Annotated in this window: 13 protein-coding genes; 3 read left to right on the forward strand and 10 right to left on the reverse strand. The window is 67.0% G+C overall.

What is annotated here, in order from left to right; all coding sequences use genetic code 11:
• Nucleotides 1-127 precede the first annotated feature (127 nt).
• From VEW47_11505 to uvrB, 3 genes are read right to left on the reverse strand one after another with little or no spacing between them, the layout of a single operon-like run.
• On the reverse strand, nt 128-1,081 hold the full coding sequence (locus tag VEW47_11505; protein ID HYS05807.1) for an alpha/beta fold hydrolase: 954 nt from the start codon (nt 1,079-1,081) through the stop codon (nt 128-130).
• A 9-nt stretch (nt 1,082-1,090) separates the two neighbouring features.
• The gene (gene uvrC / locus VEW47_11510; GenBank protein HYS05808.1) at nt 1,091-2,902 is read right to left on the reverse strand and encodes an excinuclease ABC subunit UvrC; all 1,812 of its coding nucleotides are present in this window, start codon (nt 2,900-2,902) and stop codon (nt 1,091-1,093) included.
• Between the two features lie 4 nt (nt 2,903-2,906).
• The gene (gene uvrB / locus VEW47_11515; protein HYS05809.1) at nt 2,907-4,907 is read right to left on the reverse strand and encodes an excinuclease ABC subunit UvrB; all 2,001 of its coding nucleotides are present in this window, start codon (nt 4,905-4,907) and stop codon (nt 2,907-2,909) included.
• A gap of 70 nt (nt 4,908-4,977) precedes the next feature.
• Here uvrB and VEW47_11520 point away from each other — a divergent pair, with 70 nt between their 5' ends.
• Entirely contained in the window at nt 4,978-5,892 is a 915-nt protein-coding gene (locus tag VEW47_11520; protein HYS05810.1) for a hypothetical protein, read from the forward strand.
• Here the strand turns inward: VEW47_11520 and VEW47_11525 are convergent.
• Nucleotides 5,873-6,946, reverse strand: coding sequence for a methyltransferase domain-containing protein (locus tag VEW47_11525; GenBank protein HYS05811.1), 1,074 nt, complete (start codon nt 6,944-6,946; stop codon nt 5,873-5,875). The genes VEW47_11520 and VEW47_11525 overlap by 20 nt on opposite strands.
• A 157-nt stretch (nt 6,947-7,103) precedes the next feature.
• On the opposite strand from VEW47_11525, the gene VEW47_11530 reads away from it, so the two are divergent.
• Complete coding sequence (locus VEW47_11530; protein ID HYS05812.1) at nt 7,104-8,687, forward strand: hypothetical protein; 1,584 nt, start codon at nt 7,104-7,106, stop codon at nt 8,685-8,687.
• A gap of 19 nt (nt 8,688-8,706) precedes the next feature.
• On the opposite strand, the gene VEW47_11535 is transcribed toward VEW47_11530, so the two are convergent.
• Nucleotides 8,707-9,450 (reverse strand): TIGR04283 family arsenosugar biosynthesis glycosyltransferase, encoded by a 744-nt coding sequence (locus VEW47_11535; GenBank protein ID HYS05813.1) that lies wholly within the window; start codon nt 9,448-9,450, stop codon nt 8,707-8,709.
• Between the two features lie 31 nt (nt 9,451-9,481).
• On the opposite strand from VEW47_11535, the gene VEW47_11540 reads away from it, so the two are divergent.
• The gene (locus tag VEW47_11540; protein ID HYS05814.1) at nt 9,482-12,184 is read left to right on the forward strand and encodes a PBP1A family penicillin-binding protein; all 2,703 of its coding nucleotides are present in this window, start codon (nt 9,482-9,484) and stop codon (nt 12,182-12,184) included.
• Nucleotides 12,185-12,193: 9 nt separating this feature from the next.
• Here VEW47_11540 and ald read toward each other — a convergent pair whose 3' ends face one another.
• From ald to VEW47_11565, 5 genes are all read right to left on the reverse strand, one after another.
• Complete coding sequence (ald, locus tag VEW47_11545; protein ID HYS05815.1) at nt 12,194-13,306, reverse strand: alanine dehydrogenase; 1,113 nt, start codon at nt 13,304-13,306, stop codon at nt 12,194-12,196.
• Between the two features lie 43 nt (nt 13,307-13,349).
• Nucleotides 13,350-14,846 (reverse strand): aldehyde dehydrogenase family protein, encoded by a 1,497-nt coding sequence (locus VEW47_11550; protein HYS05816.1) that lies wholly within the window; start codon nt 14,844-14,846, stop codon nt 13,350-13,352.
• Between the two features lie 103 nt (nt 14,847-14,949).
• A complete protein-coding gene (locus VEW47_11555; protein HYS05817.1) occupies nt 14,950-15,252 on the reverse strand; it encodes a hypothetical protein in 303 nt (100 codons plus the stop codon).
• Between the two features lie 539 nt (nt 15,253-15,791).
• A complete protein-coding gene (locus tag VEW47_11560; protein ID HYS05818.1) occupies nt 15,792-16,532 on the reverse strand; it encodes a hypothetical protein in 741 nt (246 codons plus the stop codon).
• Nucleotides 16,529-17,875: a nicotinate phosphoribosyltransferase gene (locus VEW47_11565; protein HYS05819.1), complete on the reverse strand. Its 1,347-nt coding sequence runs from the start codon at nt 17,873-17,875 to the stop codon at nt 16,529-16,531. The genes VEW47_11560 and VEW47_11565 overlap by 4 nt, the downstream gene beginning before the upstream one ends.
• Nucleotides 17,876-17,888 lie beyond the last annotated feature (13 nt).

A 17,888-nucleotide genomic window follows, 5' to 3' on the forward strand; every position in this document is an offset into this window, starting at 1 on the left:
CCTATCTTCATGTCGCAATGGCGAAAAGCCTGCAGGAATACTGGCCTTTCGGAGGAGTCCTCGGGGGATACGGTTATGAAATCGCGCCCGTATCATTATTATACAGGGATGTGGCGGGCAGGACTCCTCAACGCTCCAGAACCTGAAGCCCCTTCTTGGCCGGCGGCTTTGCTCCGCCATTCTTCGGCAGGTTCGTGGTGAAGAACCGGACGATCGCCTGGTCGTAGGTCTTCTTGTCCTCGGCGTACAGCCCTGTCACCACGGAGGCCTTCAGCTCGAGGAGGCTCTTCCCACCTTGCGGACCCTCCGGCAGGGCCGCATACAGGGCCTTCTCCTCGTTGTAGCGTTCGGGCGAATCGATCGCGACGATGAGCAGGACGTTCCTTCCGCTCAGGGCGCCGAGCGATGTCGAAAGCGATGTGTTGCCGGGGGGGCGCAGAGCCAGATACGGCCTGTAGATCTGGTGCAGCACCGGCATGACGAAGGAGAGGGGCGGAGGGATCCGGGCCCGCACCAGCCGCTCCAGCTGGGACGTCACGTCGGGATACAGGGAGTCGAGGGCCAGCGCCACGATCTCCGGACTGTCGATCGCCGCGAGCGTCCCGGCGTAAGCCCCCATGCCGATCCCCCACAGACCCACCCTGGACCCATCGACGTCGGAGCGTGACTTGAGAAACGCGATCGCCCCCAGGATGTCGCTCTTCTCGTCCACACCGAGGTACCCGCCCGAACCCATGCTCAAACCGTGGCCGCGAAAATCGAACACCAGGAGCGCGTAGCCGGCGCGATTCAACGATACGGCCGAGTTGAGCAGCGCCGAGCGCGACCCCCCGAGGTCGTGGCACAGGACGATGACCGGGGCGCGCGGCGTTCCCTTGACCAGCCAGCCCGACAGCAGCACCCCGTCCGCGGCGTGGAAGGTCACGTCCTCGGCGCGCAGGAGGAGGTCCGCCGGATCGAGCTGCGTTTTCTCCCGGGGCGGATGCGTGACACCGTAGAGCAGGGCGTACGCGCCGCCGACAAGAAGAGCGATGACGAGGAGGAGTCCGAGGAGGGTCTTGACGGCACCGTTCTTTGCCATCGTCGGCGACTATATCACAGGCGACAGGCGCGTCTTGATCCTGTCCGCGAGTTCGCGGCCGACTTCCTCGGCGAGCGCCTCGAGCGGCGCCTCCCTGATCCCCTGCACCGAACCGAAACGGCGCAGGAGGAGGCGGGAGCGCCGCGGGCCGACCCCCTCGATCTCCTGGAGCTCGCTGGTCAGGGTGCGCCTGGAGCGCACCTTGCGATGGTAGGTCACGGCGAACCGGTGCGCCTCGTCGCGGATTCTCTGGATCAGGTGCAGGATGGGAGAGTCGTGCGGGATGCGAACCGACTCCCTCCTGCCGTCCAGAAAGACCTCCTCCTCGCGCTTGGCTATCGCGGCGACCTGCACGTGGCCGACCCCCAGCCGGTCGAGGACCGCGACGGCCGACGACAGCTGCCCCTTGCCGCCGTCGATCAGCACCAGATCGGGCAGCGGCTTCCCCTCCTTCAGGAGGCGAGTGTAGCGCCGGCCGACGACCTCGGCCATGGCGGCGAAGTCGTCGCTCCCCTCGAGGGTCTTGATCCTGAAGCGCCGGAAATCGGTCCGTTTCGGACGCCCCGCCTCCCAGACGACCAGCGACGCCACCTGGTCGCTCCCCTGGATGTGCGAGATGTCGAAGCACTCGATGCGGTGCGGTGGCTCGTCCAGTCCCAGCGCCTCCTGGAGCCCTTCGAGGATCTCGACGCCGTGCGTGTGCGGAGCGCGGAACATCGCCTCGAACGAGATACGGGCGTTTTTCGCCGCCGTCTCCAGGAGCCTGCGTCGCGGGCCGCGCTGCGGGACGAGGACGGCGACCTTCGAGCCTTTCCTCTCGGACAGCCACTCCTCGAGGACATCGCGCGACGCGGGTGCCATCGGCACGCAGATGGTCTCGGGGATGAAGTCGACGCTCTCGTAGTAGCGCGTCAGGCAGGAGCCCAGGAACTCGGCGTCCTCCTCGCGAATCCCTTCGAACGAGAACTCCCGCCGCGCCTGCACCTGCCCGTCGCGCATCTGGAACACCTGCACGGAGGCGATTTCCCCTTCGCGGTGAAAGGCGACGTAGTCCTCCTCCTCCAGGCCGACCGAGGAGATGCGCTGCCTGTCGGACGAGGCCTCCAGCCCCTTCACGAGGTCCCGGTAGTGGGCCGCCGCCTCGAAGCGCTCGTCCTCGGCCGCCTTCTGCATCTTCTCCTTGAGGCTCTTCACGAGGTCCTTGTTGCGACCCTCGAGGAAGAGCCGCGCATCGTTCACCGCCTGGCCGTATTCCTGGTCGTCGACCAGCGAGGCGCACGGCCCCAGGCACTGGTTGAGCTGATAAAGGAGACAGGGGCGCGGCCGCGTGCCGTCCATGTCCTCGAGGTAGCAGGTCGCGACCTTGAACTGCCGCGCCACCATCTGGATGGAGCGGCGGGCGGTCGAGGCCGGCACGTACGGCCCGAAGTAGGCGTTGCCGTCGAGCCGCGCCCGGCGGACCAGGACGACGCGCGGGAAGCGCTCGGTCGTCGTCATCTTGAGGTACGGGAAGTTCTTGTCGTCCCGCAGGCGGATGTTGAAGCGCGGCCGGTTCTTCTTGATGAGATTGTTCTCGAGGATCAACGCCTCGACCTCGGTGCGCGTGACGATGTACTCGAGGTCGTGGATCTCGTCCAGGAGGGCGTCGGTCTTGGGGGCCTGGCCGGCGCTCGATCCCTGAAAGTACGATCGGACGCGGCTCTTGAGCGAGCGCGCCTTCCCTACGTAGATGACGCGTCCGGCGCGGTCGCGGTACAGGTACACGCCGGGTACGTCGGGCAGGTCGTCGAGCTTCAGGCGTGCGGGGGCCTCTGGATCCATCGGCTCAGGCGCCGGCCACGACCAGGATCTTCTTCAGGTATTTGATGCGGTCGCGGTACGCCGCCGCCTCCTCGAAGCGCATCTTCTCGGCGGCCGCCCTCATTTCGGACTGCAGGCGGCCGATCTCCGCCTCGATCTCCTCCGGACGGCGGCCGACCTCCTCCCCCTTCTCCTGCTCCAGCGGCACCTTGAGGTAGTCGGCCTCGTAGACGCTCCCGAGGACGTCGTCGATCGCCTTGACGATCGTCTCGGGGGTGATGCCGTTCTCCTGGTTGTAGGCCCCCTGGATGGCGCGCCGGCGGCTGGTCTCGTCGAGAGCGGCGCGCATCGAGTCGGTCGTCCTGTCGGCGTACATCAGGACCCTGCCGTTGACGTTGCGGGCGGCGCGGCCGCAGGTCTGGATGAGCGAGCCGGCCGAGCGCAGGTACCCTTCCTTGTCGGCGTCGAGAATCGCCACGAGCGACACCTCCGGCAGGTCGAGACCCTCGCGCAGGAGGTTGACGCCGACCAGGACGTCGAACTCCCCCTTCCGGAGATTCCTGAGGATGTGGACCCGCTGCAGGGTGTCGATTTCGGAGTGCAGGTACTCGACGCGCACGCCCAGATCGCTGTAGTAGCGGGTCAGCTCCTCGGCCATCCTCTTGGTGAGCGTGGTGACGAGGACGCGCTCCCCCTTCTCGACGCGCTGCCGGATCTCGTGCAGGAGATCGTCCACCTGGTTTCGCACCGGACGGACCTCGATCACCGGATCCATCAGGCCGGTCGGCCGGATGACCTGCTCGACGACCTCCCCCTTCGCCTGCTCCAGCTCGTAGGGGCCCGGGGTGGCCGAGACGTAGAGCCGCTGGCCGACACGCTCCTCGAACTCCTCGAAGCGCAGCGGCCGGTTGTCGAGCGCCGAGGGTAGGCGGAAGCCGTACCCGACCAGCGTCTCCTTGCGCGAACGGTCCCCCCAGTACATGCCGCGCAGCTGCGGGACGCTCACGTGGCTCTCGTCGATGATCATCAGATGATCCTTGGGCAGGTAATCGAGGAGCGTCGGCGGGGGCTCGCCGCGGCGGCGGCCGGTGAGGTGGCGCGAATAGTTCTCGATCCCCGAGCAGTAGCCGACCTCCTTGATCATCTCGAGATCGAACATCGTCCTCTGGTGCAAGCGCTGCGCCTCAAGGAGCTTTCCCTCCTTCTCCAGCTCCGCCAGCCTCTCCTGCAGCTCGGTCTTGATGTTCTCGATGGCGACGAGCAGCCGCTCGCGCGGGGTGACGTAATGGGAGTTCGGGTAGATCGGGATGCGATGCATCTTCTTGATGACGGTGCCGCGCAGAGGATCGATCTGGGAGATCGCCTCGATCTGATCGCCGAACAGCTCGACCCGCACGGCGGTTTCGTCGTAGGACGGGAAGATCTCGACCACGTCGCCGCGCACGCGGAACTTGCCGCGCTCCAGGTCGAAGGTGGTGCGCTCATACTGGATCTCGACCAGCTTGCGCAGCATGGCGTCCCGGTCGATCTCGGTCCCCGGCTCGAGCATGAGCATCATGCCGTGGTACGCCTCGGGAGACCCCAGGCCGTAGATGCACGAGACCGAGGCGACGATCACGACGTCGCGCCGTTCGAACAGGGATCGCGTGGCCGAGTGCCGCATCCGATCGATCTCGTCGTTGATCGTCGATTCTTTCTCGATGTAGGTGTCGCTCTGCGGTACGTAGGCCTCCGGCTGGTAGTAATCGTAGTACGACACGAAGTATTCGACAGCGTTCTCGGGGAAGAAGCGGCGGAACTCCTGGTAGAGCTGGGCCGCCAGCGTCTTGTTGTGCGATAGGATGAGGGTCGGCCTCTCGATTGCCTCGATGACCTTCGCCATGGTGAAGGTCTTGCCGCTGCCGGTCACGCCGAGAAGCACCTGGTGCTTCGTGCCGGAGACGAGCCCCTTGGCGAGCTTCCTGATCGCCTCCGGCTGGTCTCCCTTCGGCTGGAACTCGGTCGTCAGTTTGAACAGACCCGCCACTTGCCTCCTCCCGGGCGGCGAGCCTGCCGCCCGATTCCGATGATAGGATAGCGCCTTCGCGGGGATCGATGTGAGTGGAGCCGCTTCAGTTTCACCGCCACACGTAGAAGAGTTCCGCGCCTGGACACGTCCCGCCGGCGCGCGCGCCGCCCGCATCGATATCTCCGGGATTGCTGTCGAGTTCGAAGGGCTGCCCGGGCCGCTGGCCGATCGCATGTCGGTCGTGTATGCCCCTTTCATCGGCCCGCCGACCGGCGCCGGGAGGCCGCTCCGCCTGCGCATGTACGAGGCCCCCGTGGAGTACTTCGTCCGTCCCGGTTACCGGCAGGGGGCATGGGAGGAGGTCTACCGGATGCACACCGCCCTCGAAGACGGAGTATTCCGCACGGTCTCCTACCGGCTGGCCTCCTGGATCGACGTTGGGCGACGCGAGGGGGCACTGGCCCTCGCGACCGGTGAGCTCGACCCGCCGCCGCGCGCCCTGGAGAATTTTCTCCGGAGCAGCGTCGCCTGGCTCACCTTGGACGCCGAGGGTTTCTTCCTGCACGGCGCGAGCATCGTCCGGCGGGGAAGGGCCTACATCTTCTACGGTCCGTCCGGTGCTGGTAAGTCGACCCTCGCGGCCATGAACACCGAGGGCGAAGTGATCAGCGACGACCTGACGCTCGTGTTGCGGAAGCCCGAGGGACTGGTCGCCGCCGGAGGCCCGTTTCGCGGGACCTACAGGCACGGTGCTCCCGTCGTCGGCACCTATCCGGTGGCCGCCTTCTATCGCCTCCGCAAGGACAAGGCAGGCGAGGTGCGGCCGGACGATGGAGGGTGCTTCGCGGATCTGCTCGGTAACCTCCCTTTCGTAGTCGATCAGATGCCGCGGTATCCCCACCTCATCGACCGGGTCCGGTCGCTGGTTTCAGATGCGCGGTTCGGATACCTGCACTTCAGCAAGGACGAGGACTTCTGGCCGGCTATCGACGCCCGGGCGTAAAGCGCCTGGCGATGAAGTAGCCGCCCACCTTCCTGCACTCGCGAAACCCGGCCTCGCGGGCTTCGGAGACCACGCTCGCTGTCGCGAAAAGGTGCGTGAAGGACTTGCCCAGCGAACCGTCCGCCCGCAGGAACCAGGTGAACCAATCCCCGAACTCCGGACTCCGGCCCAGTCCTTTGTGCCGGGCCCACGCCAGGAAGGTTTGAAGCCATTTGGTCGGATTCGAAAGGAGATAGGCGCTGAAGATGACCGCGCCGTCTTCGACCAGGCACGTTCCGAGACGACGCAGACTCTGCACACGGCGGGCGCGACCGGGAACGAACGAATAGACCAGAGGCGTGATGTAGGCGCAGCCGAACCTTCGATCTCTCAAATCCAGGTCAGACATGTCCGCGCACAGGAGCTCGACATCGACGCCAGCGGCTCTCGCGTTCTTCTCCGCCGCGTTCACCATCTCCTTCAGATAGTCGACGCCGGTCACTCGGTATCCCTCCCTGGCGAAACGAATCACTTCACCTCCCGCCCCCGCGCCGGCGATCAGGATCGGTCCGCCCGCCTGGACCGTCTGTCGCACGATGGTGCGCAGTTCGTCGTCCTGCGGAAAGACGAGCATGTCCGTGTAGTTTTGCACCTGGGAGGCGTACTTCCTCTTCACGGAATCGACAGCATCTTCCTTGAAATCTGGCGCCTCGATGATTTTTCTGAACCAGTAATGCAGCGCCGCCCAGCGCGACCACGCGGGGAAGGTCATCGCGCTGACCGACGAGACCACGCCCGGAGCTCTCCGGCGTTCGGTCACCGTGGCCATCACGCGCCCGGCCGGAAGGAGCTCCCGTCCTGGGGGATAAGGATCGAGCGCGGTCAGGCATGTTCCGTCGGAAGCACGCCGCAGTATCCTTCTGACGTCACCCCAGCCCTCGATATCGCACAGCGCGAGGTCGCCCGATTCCGGGACGCGACGGGCGTCGACGACGAGGGACTGGCCGTCCCGGACGCGGGGCTCGAGCGCAAACCCGGTGTAGACCACCTCGAGCCGGCCGCTCTTTCTGAGCAAAGTACGGAGCGTTCCAGAGGGGACGAGCATTCCTCCCGGCGCCAGCCGCACCGCACGCGGATAGGCCTGTTCCCATGCTGAAGGGATGCGCGCAGACGACTCTCTGGGGATCACTGATATCGTACCCTCCGTCGGGGCGGGAGTATACGATTCGTCCATGCCGCTGAGGCGCCGTAAAGGCCGCGTCGAGGCTTGGTTCCTGGAGCGCGCTCCCTGGACCGCCGCATTTCTGGCCGTGCTGGCGTCCATGCCGGGCCTCTGGCTGCCGTTTCTTTCTGACGACTGGGCGCAGATCGAGGCCGTTGGGCGTTGCCCGGTCGCCCGCACCCCGTTCGGCGATTTTCGTCCGCTCTACATGACGACGCTCTGGCTCGATCGCCGCATCGGCGGCCTTTCACCGTCGCTGTTCCACTTGACCAACCTGCTCTGGATCGCGGCAACCGCGGCGCTGGTCGTGATCCTCGCCCGGAGGTACACGGGCGACGTCCCGCTCGCCCTGGCGACCGGCTCAATCTTCGCGCTGCACCCCTACCATGTCGAGAACGCCGCCTGGATCGCAGCCCGCAGCGACCCGGTCTACGCCGTGGCGTTCCTTCTCGCCGCTCTTTCCTACGATCGCTGGAGAGTGAAGGCTTCGGGTCTGCCACTCCTGGCGCTCCTGTCGTTCGAGGCTTCCCTTCTGGCCAAGGAGAGTGCGGTCACGCTCCCCCTGTTCGTTCTGCTGGTCGGGCTCGTGGACCCGGCACGACGACCGGGCAGGGGCGAGTGGTGGCGGGGGTATGCGACGCTCATGCTCGTTGCCTGCGCGCACTTCCTCCTGTTCCGCCCGTGGGTCCTGGGGGGGGCCGGCAGGACGCTCAAGGAGGGCTTCGGACCGGGATGGGCGAAGAACTGGCTCGGGCTGGGGGTGGCTTCCATACTTCCGGTGCACGTGGAAGTCCTGGCGGCCCGCCCCGTGCTTTACGGAGCTCTGGCGCTGTGCGTTCTTGCCCTGCTGCTGCTCCTCGTGCGGCTGCGGGCGGAGCGCATACCTCCCGCGGCGCTGGCGGCCGCAGCGATCTTCGGGGTCCTCCTCCTGCCCGGCGTCGTGGGGTTCCAGGAGCGGTACCTGTTCCTGCCGGTCGCGGCAGCGTCGCTCTCCCTGGCCACGCTCGTCCGGGCCGCGCGCGGCCGGTGGAGTGTCCTCCTGTTCTCTCTCCTCGTCGCGGGATGGGCTTGGGGGTGCCTCGTGCAGTGGACCGCCTGGCAGGACGCGGCCATCGCCAGTCGCCGCCTCGTCGGCGATCTGCTTCACGCGAGTCTCGACGGCCGGACCCGGGAGATCGTGATCGCCAACGCGCCGTTCCGCGTTCATGGCGGCTCGGTGGCCGGCGATCTCCAAGCCGCGGTGCGTCTCTCGGGAGGCCGTCCTGTACCGGTGAGATGTTTGGCGTACGTTTCCTACCCGACGCCCGACTCCGATTTCCTCGATGGTCCTGCACCGGTCTCCATCCGCCGGCCTCCTCCCTACGCGGAAGTCGTTCTCCGCGTCCGGGAGGGTCCCTTCTCTCACTTCATCGGGCCTCGTCCCCTCGAGGGCGATTGGCTGGCCCAGAGGGAGGGATCCATCGCCTTTGGGGCGAATGGGGCGGTACGGATTCGCATCCTTGCTGATACTGCCGGGGGTCGAGCCGGCTATGCCTGGATCGGCGGGCATCTCGCGCCTCTGTTCGGAGCCGACGAGGAGCCTCCCGGTCGATGAACACCTCGCGCCAACTCTTTCAACGAACATCCGGATACGACGATCGCAGTTTCTTCGCGTCCGCACCCAATCCGAGCCGTATCCTCAGCCAGGCGAACTGCAGGCCGGTGCGCAGGACGCCGCCCGCGAGGAGACGCCGCGCCGAAGTCTCGACGGTGAGCGGCAGTGTGACGATCCGACCCGCCTTCTTGAGCCGGCGCGCAAGAAACAGATCCTCGAACAGCGGGACCTCCGGGAAGCCGCCGATCGCTTCGAATGTGGCGCGGCCGACGAACGCCGCCTGATCGCCGAGATGGACACCGGTCAGACGCGAGCGCGCGGTCGCCCAGATCGAAATCAGGCGCAGCAACGCTCCACGTGAATCGAATGAATGCCGGAATCCTCCCCCGGCGACGGCCGGATCCGCCAGCGTCCGGACGACGGCGCGCGTGGCGCCGCTCGGCAGCCGGGTGTCGGCATGCAGGAACAGGAGCGCCTTGCCGCCGGCGGCCGCCGCCCCCATATTCATCTGGGCGGCCCGGCCCGGTCGCGGGCAGGTGATCCACCGGGCAACAAGGTCAGGCGCCGGCCAGGCCCGGGTGAGCTCCTTGAACCGGGGGATGGTGGCGTCGGTGCTACCCCCGTCCACCAGGAGCACTTCGAAGGGCGGGTCCGCGCCCTGATTTTCGAGGCTTGCGAGGACACCCTCGAGGGCCTGTGCCTCGTTCAACGCGGGGATCACTATCGACAGGGGGAAGGCCGGAACCTTTTCCTGTATAATCACTTAGGCCGCCCCGCCGGCGGCGAGAGGACCCTTGACGACAGAGAATCGAGCCCTCCCGACTCCCCCCCCGAGAGCCGCGGGTCCCGGCGGCCCTTCCGCCCTCCCGCCGGCCAGTCCTCCGCCCGGTCCACCGGCCGGCCCTCCACCCCGGGTCCCCTTCTGGCGGAAGCCCAAGAACATCCTCCTGATTGCCCTCGGCGCGCTGCTGGTCGCCGCCGGTGGCGGCTCGATCCTTGGGTACTTCCTGACCTTCGACATACCCGAGGTCAAGGGGCTGCAGGACTGGAAGCCGCCCGTCGTGACCACCATCTACAGCGCCGACGGGCAGGTTCTGTTCCAGTTCGGGGCCGAGAAACGCATCGTCGTCGGGCTCGACCAGATTCCCAAGGAGTTTCTCGAGGCCCTCGTCTCGACCGAGGACTCTCATTTCTACGAGCACGTCGGCATCGACCCGTGGGGGATCGCGCGCGCCATCATAACGGACATCATCCACCTCCGGAAGGCGCAGGGGGGGAGCACCATCACGCAGCAGCTGGCCCGCTCGCTGTTCCTGAAGCCGGAGAAGACAGTCCGCCGGAAGCTCCAGGAGATGGTACTGGCGGTGCAGATCGAGAAGGCGTTCACCAAGCAGGAAATCCTCGGCTTCTACTGCAACCAGGTCTACATGGGGCACGGCCGCTACGGTATCGAAGCGGCGTCGCAGTACTACTTCGGCAAACCGGCGAAGGGGACGTCGCTGCCTGAAGCCGCGCTTCTCGCCGGGCTGGTGCAGCGCCCCGAAACCTTCTCCCCGTTCCGGGCCCCCGACAAGGCGCGCGTGCGCCGCGACCATGTGCTCAACCGCATGGTCGAGGAGAACAAGCTGGCGCGCGATGTCGCGGACCAGGCGATCGCGACGCCGGTGGCGGTAGTCAAGCTTCCGGAAGAGGAGAACATCGCCCCCTACTTCGTCGAGGAGGTGAGGCGCTATCTCGACTCCAAGTACGGCGAGGTGATGCTGTACCAGGAGGGGCTCGAGGTCCACACGACGCTCGACCCCGTCATGCAGAAGGCGGCCAACAAGGCGGTCTTCGAGGGACTGCGGACGCTCGACAAGCGGCAGGGGTTCCGTCCGATCAAGGAGAACGTCCTGAAGAACGGCGGCGATCTCGCGACCTACATCCATCCGACCTGGGGGAAAGACCCGATCGTCGGCAAGCTGCGTGGGGGTGTCGTGACGGAGGTCACGCGCAAGACAGCGACGGTCCGGCTGGGCGAGTACACGGCCCACTTCGGACCGGAAGGGATCGACTGGACCCAGAAGACGATTCCGAACCAGGTCCTGAAGGTCGGCGACGTCGCGCCGTTCCTGATCCTTTCGATCGACGGGTCGAAGAAGGAGCTCAAGGTCAAGCTCGACCAGGAGCCGCTGGTCGAGGGGGCGCTCCTGGCGATCGACCCGTCGAGCGGAGAGATCAAGGCGCTGGTCGGCGGGTACGACTTCAACCGCAGCGAGTTCGATCGATCGATGCAGTCGTACCGGCAGGCCGGTTCGGCCTTCAAGCCGTTCGTGTACACGACGGCGCTGGACACCGGCCAGACCCTGGCGGACACGATCTTCGACGAGCCGACGGTGTTCCAGGACCCTGCCACGGGCGATGAATACCAGCCCTCCAACTACTACCGCAAATACTACGGCGTGACGACGCTGCGGGAGGCGATGGAGGAATCGCGCAACATCGTGGCGGTGAAGCTCCTGAACCAGGTCGGCTACTCGCGCACCATCGAGACGGCGCGCAAGATGGGGATCACGAGTCCCCTGCGCCCCTACCCGTCCATGGCGCTCGGCACGATGGAGGTGTCGCTGATCGATCTGACCACCGCCTACTCGATCTTCCCGAACCAGGGTGTGCGAGTCGAGCCCCACTTCATCCGTTACGTGGCCGACCGCGAGGGGAAGATGCGCGAGGAGGCTAAGCCGAACGTGATCGAGGTGCTGCGCGCCGACATCGCGTACCTGATGACCTATCTGCTGGAGGGCGTGACCGAGAGCGGCACCGGCGCGCAGGCGGCGCGCGAGCTGAACCGCCCGGTTGCCGGCAAGACCGGCACCACCGACGACCTGGCCGACGCCTGGTTCGTCGGCTTCAGCCCCTCGGTCGTCGCCGGAGTCTGGGTCGGGTTCGATCAGAAGAAGTCGCTCGGCGAGGGGGAGACCGGGGCGCGCGCCGCGCTGCCGATCTGGATCGGATTCATGAAGGAGGCACTGAAGGGAAAGCCCGAGGAATCGTTCCCGCGGCCGGCCAACATCGTCTACGTGCCGATCGACCGCCGCACGGGGCTGCGCGCGACCGTCGAGTCGGCCTGCCCGGTGACCTTCCTCGAGGCGTTCCTGGAGGGGACCGAGCCGGCGAAGGCGTGCTCGGCGGTCGAGCATTTCCGCATCTCACTCCCTTATTATTTGCAGAAGTTCCCGGTCAACGACGATCTCGAGCTGGGGATCGACGGCGACGCGCTCGTGCACGTGGTGAGCGAGGGGCAGGGCGAGGTCGAGCTCCTGGATGGCGGGAAGGAGCTCGTGGTCCATCTCGAAGGACAGGAGCTTCAGGTGAAGCTCGACATGGACCGCGCCACCCGCAAAGAAGTCAGAGGCGAGCTCGAGGCCACGCCGACGCCGGCCACCGTGACCCAGGCGCCGACACACTTCGGGGTGGACGGACGCCCCGCCGTGGTCGTCCCCATCCACTACGATTGACACCGATCCTCAGAGAAGGCGGTCCAGCGGGATGTAGGCCAGGTCCTGCGAGCGCGCCACGGCTTCGTACGTGACCTTGCCATCGTGGGTGTTGACGCCGGCCCGCAGCGTGACGTCCTCGCGCGCGGCGTCACGGAAGCCCCTTTCGGCGATCTTCATCACGTAGGGCAGCGTGGCGTTGGTGAGAGCGAAGGTCGAGGTCCGGGGCACCGCCCCCGGCATGTTGGCGACGCAGTAGTGCGTGACCCCGTCCACGTCGTAGGTCGGCTGCGAGTGCGTGGTCGGCCGCGTGGTTTCCATGCAGCCGCCCTGGTCCACCGCCACGTCCACGATCACCGACCCCTTCTTCATCGTGCCGACCATGTCGCGGCTGACCAGGCGGGGGGCCGAGGCGCCCGGGATCAGGACCGCGCCGATCAGAAGGTCGGCCCGGCGCACCGACTCGGCGATGTAGGCCCCCGTCGAGTAGATGGTGACGACCTGCCCGTGGAAGATCTCGTCCAGGTAGCGCAGGCGCTCGAGCGACCGGTCGACGATCGACACCCGGGCGCCGAGACCCAGCGCCATCATCGCCGCGTTGATGCCGACGGTGCCGCCACCGAGAATCACGACGTCTCCCGGCGGCACGCCCGGCACGCCGCCCAGGATGATGCCGCGTCCCCCGAGCGTTTTCTGGAGATAGAAGGCGCCGACCTGGATCGACATGCGCCCGGCCACCTCGCTCATCGGCGTCAGCAGCGGCAGACCGCCGTGGGCGTCCGTGATCGTCTCGTAGGCGACGGCGGTCACCCCCGCGTCGAGGAGCGCCCGCGTCAGGCGCGGCTGCGGAGCCAGGTGCAGATAGGTGAACAGCACCTGCCCCTTGCGGAGCATCGCGATCTCCCCTTCCTGGGGCTCCTTGACCTTGAGGATGAGGTCGGCGCGACGGAAGACGGCGGGAGCATCGGTGACGATGACGGCGCCGGCCGCCTGGTAGGCGGCGTTGTCGATACCGCTCCCGATGCCCGCGCCGTCCTGGACCAGGACGGTGTGGCCCGCCTGGACGAGGGCCCGGACTCCCGCGGGGACCAGGCTGACCCGGTATTCGTGGTCCTTGATTTCCTTCGGAACTCCGACCTGCATCCCGAAGCCTCGGTCTGCCGCGGCGGCACGGCTGCGCCGCCTCTCAGTTGTTGTCGATCTGGGCCTTCTGCAGCTTGCCGGAGTAGTCCACGTACACGGTCTTCCACTCGGAGAAGATGTCGATCGCCGTGTGCGCCGCCCCCTCGCGGTGGCCGTTGCCGCTGCGGCGCATCCCCCCGAACGGCAGGTGGGTCTCGGCCCCGATCGTCGACGAGTTGACGTAGGTGATTCCGGTCTCGAGCTCACGCACCGCCACGAAGGCCTGGTTCACGTCCTGAGTGTAGATCGAGGACGACAAGCCGTACAGCGAATCGTTGGCGATCTCGAGGGCATCGTCCAGGCCGTCGGCGGCCAGGACGCAGACGACGGGACCGAAGATCTCCTCCTTGGCGATCCGCATGCCGCGGGTCACGCCGGTGAAGATCGTCGGGGGAAAGAAGAACCCCCGGCCGTACTCGTTCTTCGTCAGACGCACCCCGCCCAGCACCGGGTCGGCCCCCTCGTCGCGCCCGATCTGGACGTAGTCCATGACCTTCTTGAGCTGCGCCTCGCTGATGACCGGCCCCACGTCCACCGACTCGTCCAGGCCGTCCCCGACCTTGAGGGCCGAGGCGCGCTCGACCAGTCTGTCGACGAATTCCTTGTGGACCTTCTTGTGCACGATGATCCGGCTCGTGGCCGTGCAGCGCTGACCGGTGGTGGCGAATGCGCCCCAGAGGGCCCCCTCGACCGCGAGGTCGAGCCGCGCGTCGTCCATGACGATCATGGCGTTCTTGCCCCCCATTTCGAGCGACACGCGCTTGAAGGTCTCGGCGCACGCCAGGCTCACCTGCCGCCCCGTCTCGGACGACCCGGTGAAGGAGATCAGCGACACCCCGGGGTGGCGCGTCAGCGGTGTGCCGGCCGACTCTCCGCCGCCGGTCACGTAGTTCACGACGCCGCGCGGGATGCCGACCTCCTGGCAGACCTTGACCAGGTGATAGCAGGACAGGGGGGACTCGCTCGCCGGCTTGATCACGACCGTGTTGCCGCACACGAGCGCCGGGATCAGCTTCCAGGATGGTATGGCGATCGGGAAATTCCACGGCGTGATCAGGCCGCAGGCTCCGATCGGCATGCGCAGGGAGTAGCAGGACTTGTTCGGCAGCTCGGAGGGGGTGGTGTAGCCGAAGAGACGTCGTCCTTCCCCGGCGACGTGGTAGCAGACATCGATCGCCTCCTGCACGTCGCCGCGCGCCTCCCGGAGCGGCTTGCCCATCTCCCGCGTCATCTCGCGCGCGTATTCCTCCTTGCGTTTCAGGAGGATCTCTCCCATGCGGAACAGGTACTCCGCCCGCTTCGGCGCCGGTACCTGCCGCCAGCGGCGGATGGCGCGGCGGGCCGATTCGACGGCGCTGTCGACGTCGGCCGGGGCGGAACTCTGGAAGGTGCCGACCACTTCGCCGCGGTCCGCGGGGTTCCTGTCCTCGAACACGTCCCGGCCGGCGGATTCGACCCATTCGCCGTCGATGAAGTTGCGGTAGCTCTTCGCCTCTGCCATTGCGCTCCCGCTTCTGGGAGATGGGGTGACCGGGAAGGTGTGTCGGGTAGGTGATGCTAGCAGAGGAGTACTGGACTGTCAAGAAACGCGCGGCCGGGCGGCCTCAGGCCGTGGCCTCGCGAACCTCGCGGCAGCGGATCCGTCGGGCGACCTCGAGGCACGCATCGGCCCGTTTCCGATCATGCATCCGATCGAAGACTTCGGACAGACCCATCCAGGCCTCGATGCAGTCGATGTCCGTCTCCAGCGAGCGCTGAAAACACCGAAGCGCGCCGAACAGGTCGCCCCGCTCGGTTTCGATCGTCCCCTGCCGCGCCCACACGACCGCCCCCCCGCCCGCGGCCGCCACCACGCCCGCTGGATCGATCTCGCGGTAAGTCCTCGGTCCCGGCGCGCTCTTCAGCATCGAAAACTCCTGTCGGAGCCGCGTGTGTCCATCGGCTCGGTGATGAAATCCAGAACGTCGGCCTCCGCGCCGTTTTGCCCCCGGCAGCCGGTGTCGCCGAGCTCTCTGCCATCTACGAACGAGGGGGGAAAGGAGAAAAGGATCGAGGGGAACTGAGGTTTAGGGCACCGGCTGCCGGAGCAAATCTCAGCGTTCAGCATTTCGATTCCTGTATGAGTTCGGTCGTTGACACGACTGACGGGACTTGAATAAGCAATCCTCGTGCCGACAGTGGAGGGTGCTCTCGATGGAATCGCACCCGACTGTTCAAATTGTTGAACCTCATTGCTTTAGTGTGATTCCGAAGTTTCGATGACCGGGGTGATCAGGGGTCGGGAATGTCCTCTCCGTACGGCGTTTTGACGGGGGGCCCGCGTCGATAAGACGTTGCTCTTTGTTTCCAGAGGCTTGAGAGTCGTCAGCCCGAGTGACGTCCCGGCAGAGCCCTGACATCCGGTGCGTCAGAAGTGGGCACGGGTTGTCCGCATCCGGACGATCGATCAGCCTTTGCGCGGATTTTTCGGGGACAGGAGGCGGAGAAGCCGGTTCACGCCGACTTCCAGCTTCGGGTCTTCGATCAGGCCGGCGCGGCACATATCGATTATGCGACGGGCCTCGATGGCTATCGTCCCCGCGCCGGCCTCGTTGACCGAACCGTCTCCGGCAGGATCGAGGGCCTTCTCCGGATCGACCTGGAAAGCCCGTAGGTGGACCTTCTCCGTCGACTGGCCGTGCGAGGGGAAGAATCCCGCTCCGAGGTCGCGGCCCCGCCGTGCGATCGGCCGCATCCCGGTCTCCTCGATGAGCTCGGCGCGCGCGCGGGCGGTGATGCCGGTCTCACCTCGGTCCCCCGGCTCGAGGCTGCCGGCCACGGCCTCGATGACGGACGTGTACGTCCGCCGGTCGCGCGCAGGGAGCGGGAGACGCTGGCGGAGGTAGAGACCGGGCCTGAACCCGACCTTGCAGACGACCATGAGGCGCCGCGTGCGACGATCGAAATAGAACGGCACGATCGCCACCGCGTCCACGCCGCGCCGGTGCAGGACTTCGAATCGATAGGGTCTCGAGGCGCCGCCGTCGCGATGGAGGTTCTTCGCCCGGAAACGCTCGAGCCTGAGGAAACCCGGCCCCGCCGGGTCGAGACGCTCGAGAATTCTGATCCCGGCCACCCGTCTCCACGGCCGGATCACGACGATAGTTCCGGGCGCAAGCCCGCGCCCCTTCGCGTTTCGCCGCTTCATCGATTCCTCCTGCGCCCAGCTCGCCGCAGGCGCACCGGCCGGAGGTCCGGGTTGGCGCGCGGCGCGCGGCCGGTCTTGGCCGCGAGGCGGAAACGACCACCGATCCGCACGCGCACGACGTCGGCCGTGAAGTCATTCGACTCGCCCCTCAGAAAATGAGACCCGACACCGTACATGTCGACAGGGGCGCGGCGCGCCTCGAAGAAGCGGATCTTCCGGGGATCGAAGCCCCCCGTGGCCGTGATTTTCACGCCGCGGAAGTAGCGCTCGGCGACCCGCCTCCAGCGGCCCGCAAGCCCGAGCTGCGCGGGGGCCCGATCCAGCGCCCGCCGCATCAGCGTGATCAGGACCGGCGTGACGCCGCGCGCCAGGCGCGGGTCGCGCGACGGCGGCACGCTGCGATCGCGCAAGTCAGGCGACGTGTCGGCGCGCACGCCGTGCAGCACGAAGCGACCCGCCTCCGCCGCACGGCCGGCTCGAAGCAATCGCAGGTGCTCCTCGAACAACCGGCGCGCCGTCCGCACCGACTCACCGACGCAGTCGTTGGTCGTGTCGACCAGCGCGACGCGCTTCACGGACGCCGGTGCGTGGCGACAGAAGTCCAGGAGCGCTTCCGCGGTGTCACCCAGGTAGCAGAGCACGAAAGCGTGCGGCACCGTGCCGCCGCCGCGCTCCTTCCAGAGGGCGCCCTGGGCGTCCGTGGACACATGGACCGGGACCCGCTTCCCGGTCCGTCTCTCGAAGGCCCGGACGCCGACCCGGTAGGCATAGCCGTCTACGGGCTGGCACTGGGGAAGATCGAAACGCGCCGGGAAGAACAGGACCGGCTTGCCGCGCGACGCCACGAGCGCCTCGTACACATGGGTCGCGATGCGGCTGCAGCGTGTCAGGACTCCCAGGATCGGTGTTTCGAGGTGGGCGAAATCGCGATAACGGCCGCGCACCACCAGGACCGGATCGAGGGGGCGTGTCAGCGTCCCCTCGGGGATCGCCAGAACGGCGGGAGGGGGATTCCGGCGTGAGGGGCGGCGGGCAGCGTGCATCCCGTCGCGCAGCAGGCCGAGGGCGAACGGGACGCCGGCGGCGACGAAGCGCGGACGTCGCCGGGCGAAGATCTGCATCTCGACCTCGGCGTCGCCGGGCCGGAACGACGCGGAGAGCGGGATCGTCTCTCGCAGCGCCACCGGATGGCCGCTGAAGACACGCTGCGAGCGTGCGCTGCGCTCGAGGATCCGCGCGGCGTTGAGGAAGTAGGCGTCGCTGTAGAACCCGGCGCGCAGATCGGCCGGTGCGATACCGGGCACACCGACAGGGCCGGCTCCGGGCCAAGCGAATCGCTGCACGATACTGTCCTCG

Source organism: Candidatus Dormiibacterota bacterium, from assembly GCA_035635555.1.
Taxonomy (GTDB): Bacteria; Acidobacteriota; Polarisedimenticolia; order Gp22-AA2; family Gp22-AA2; genus Gp22-AA3.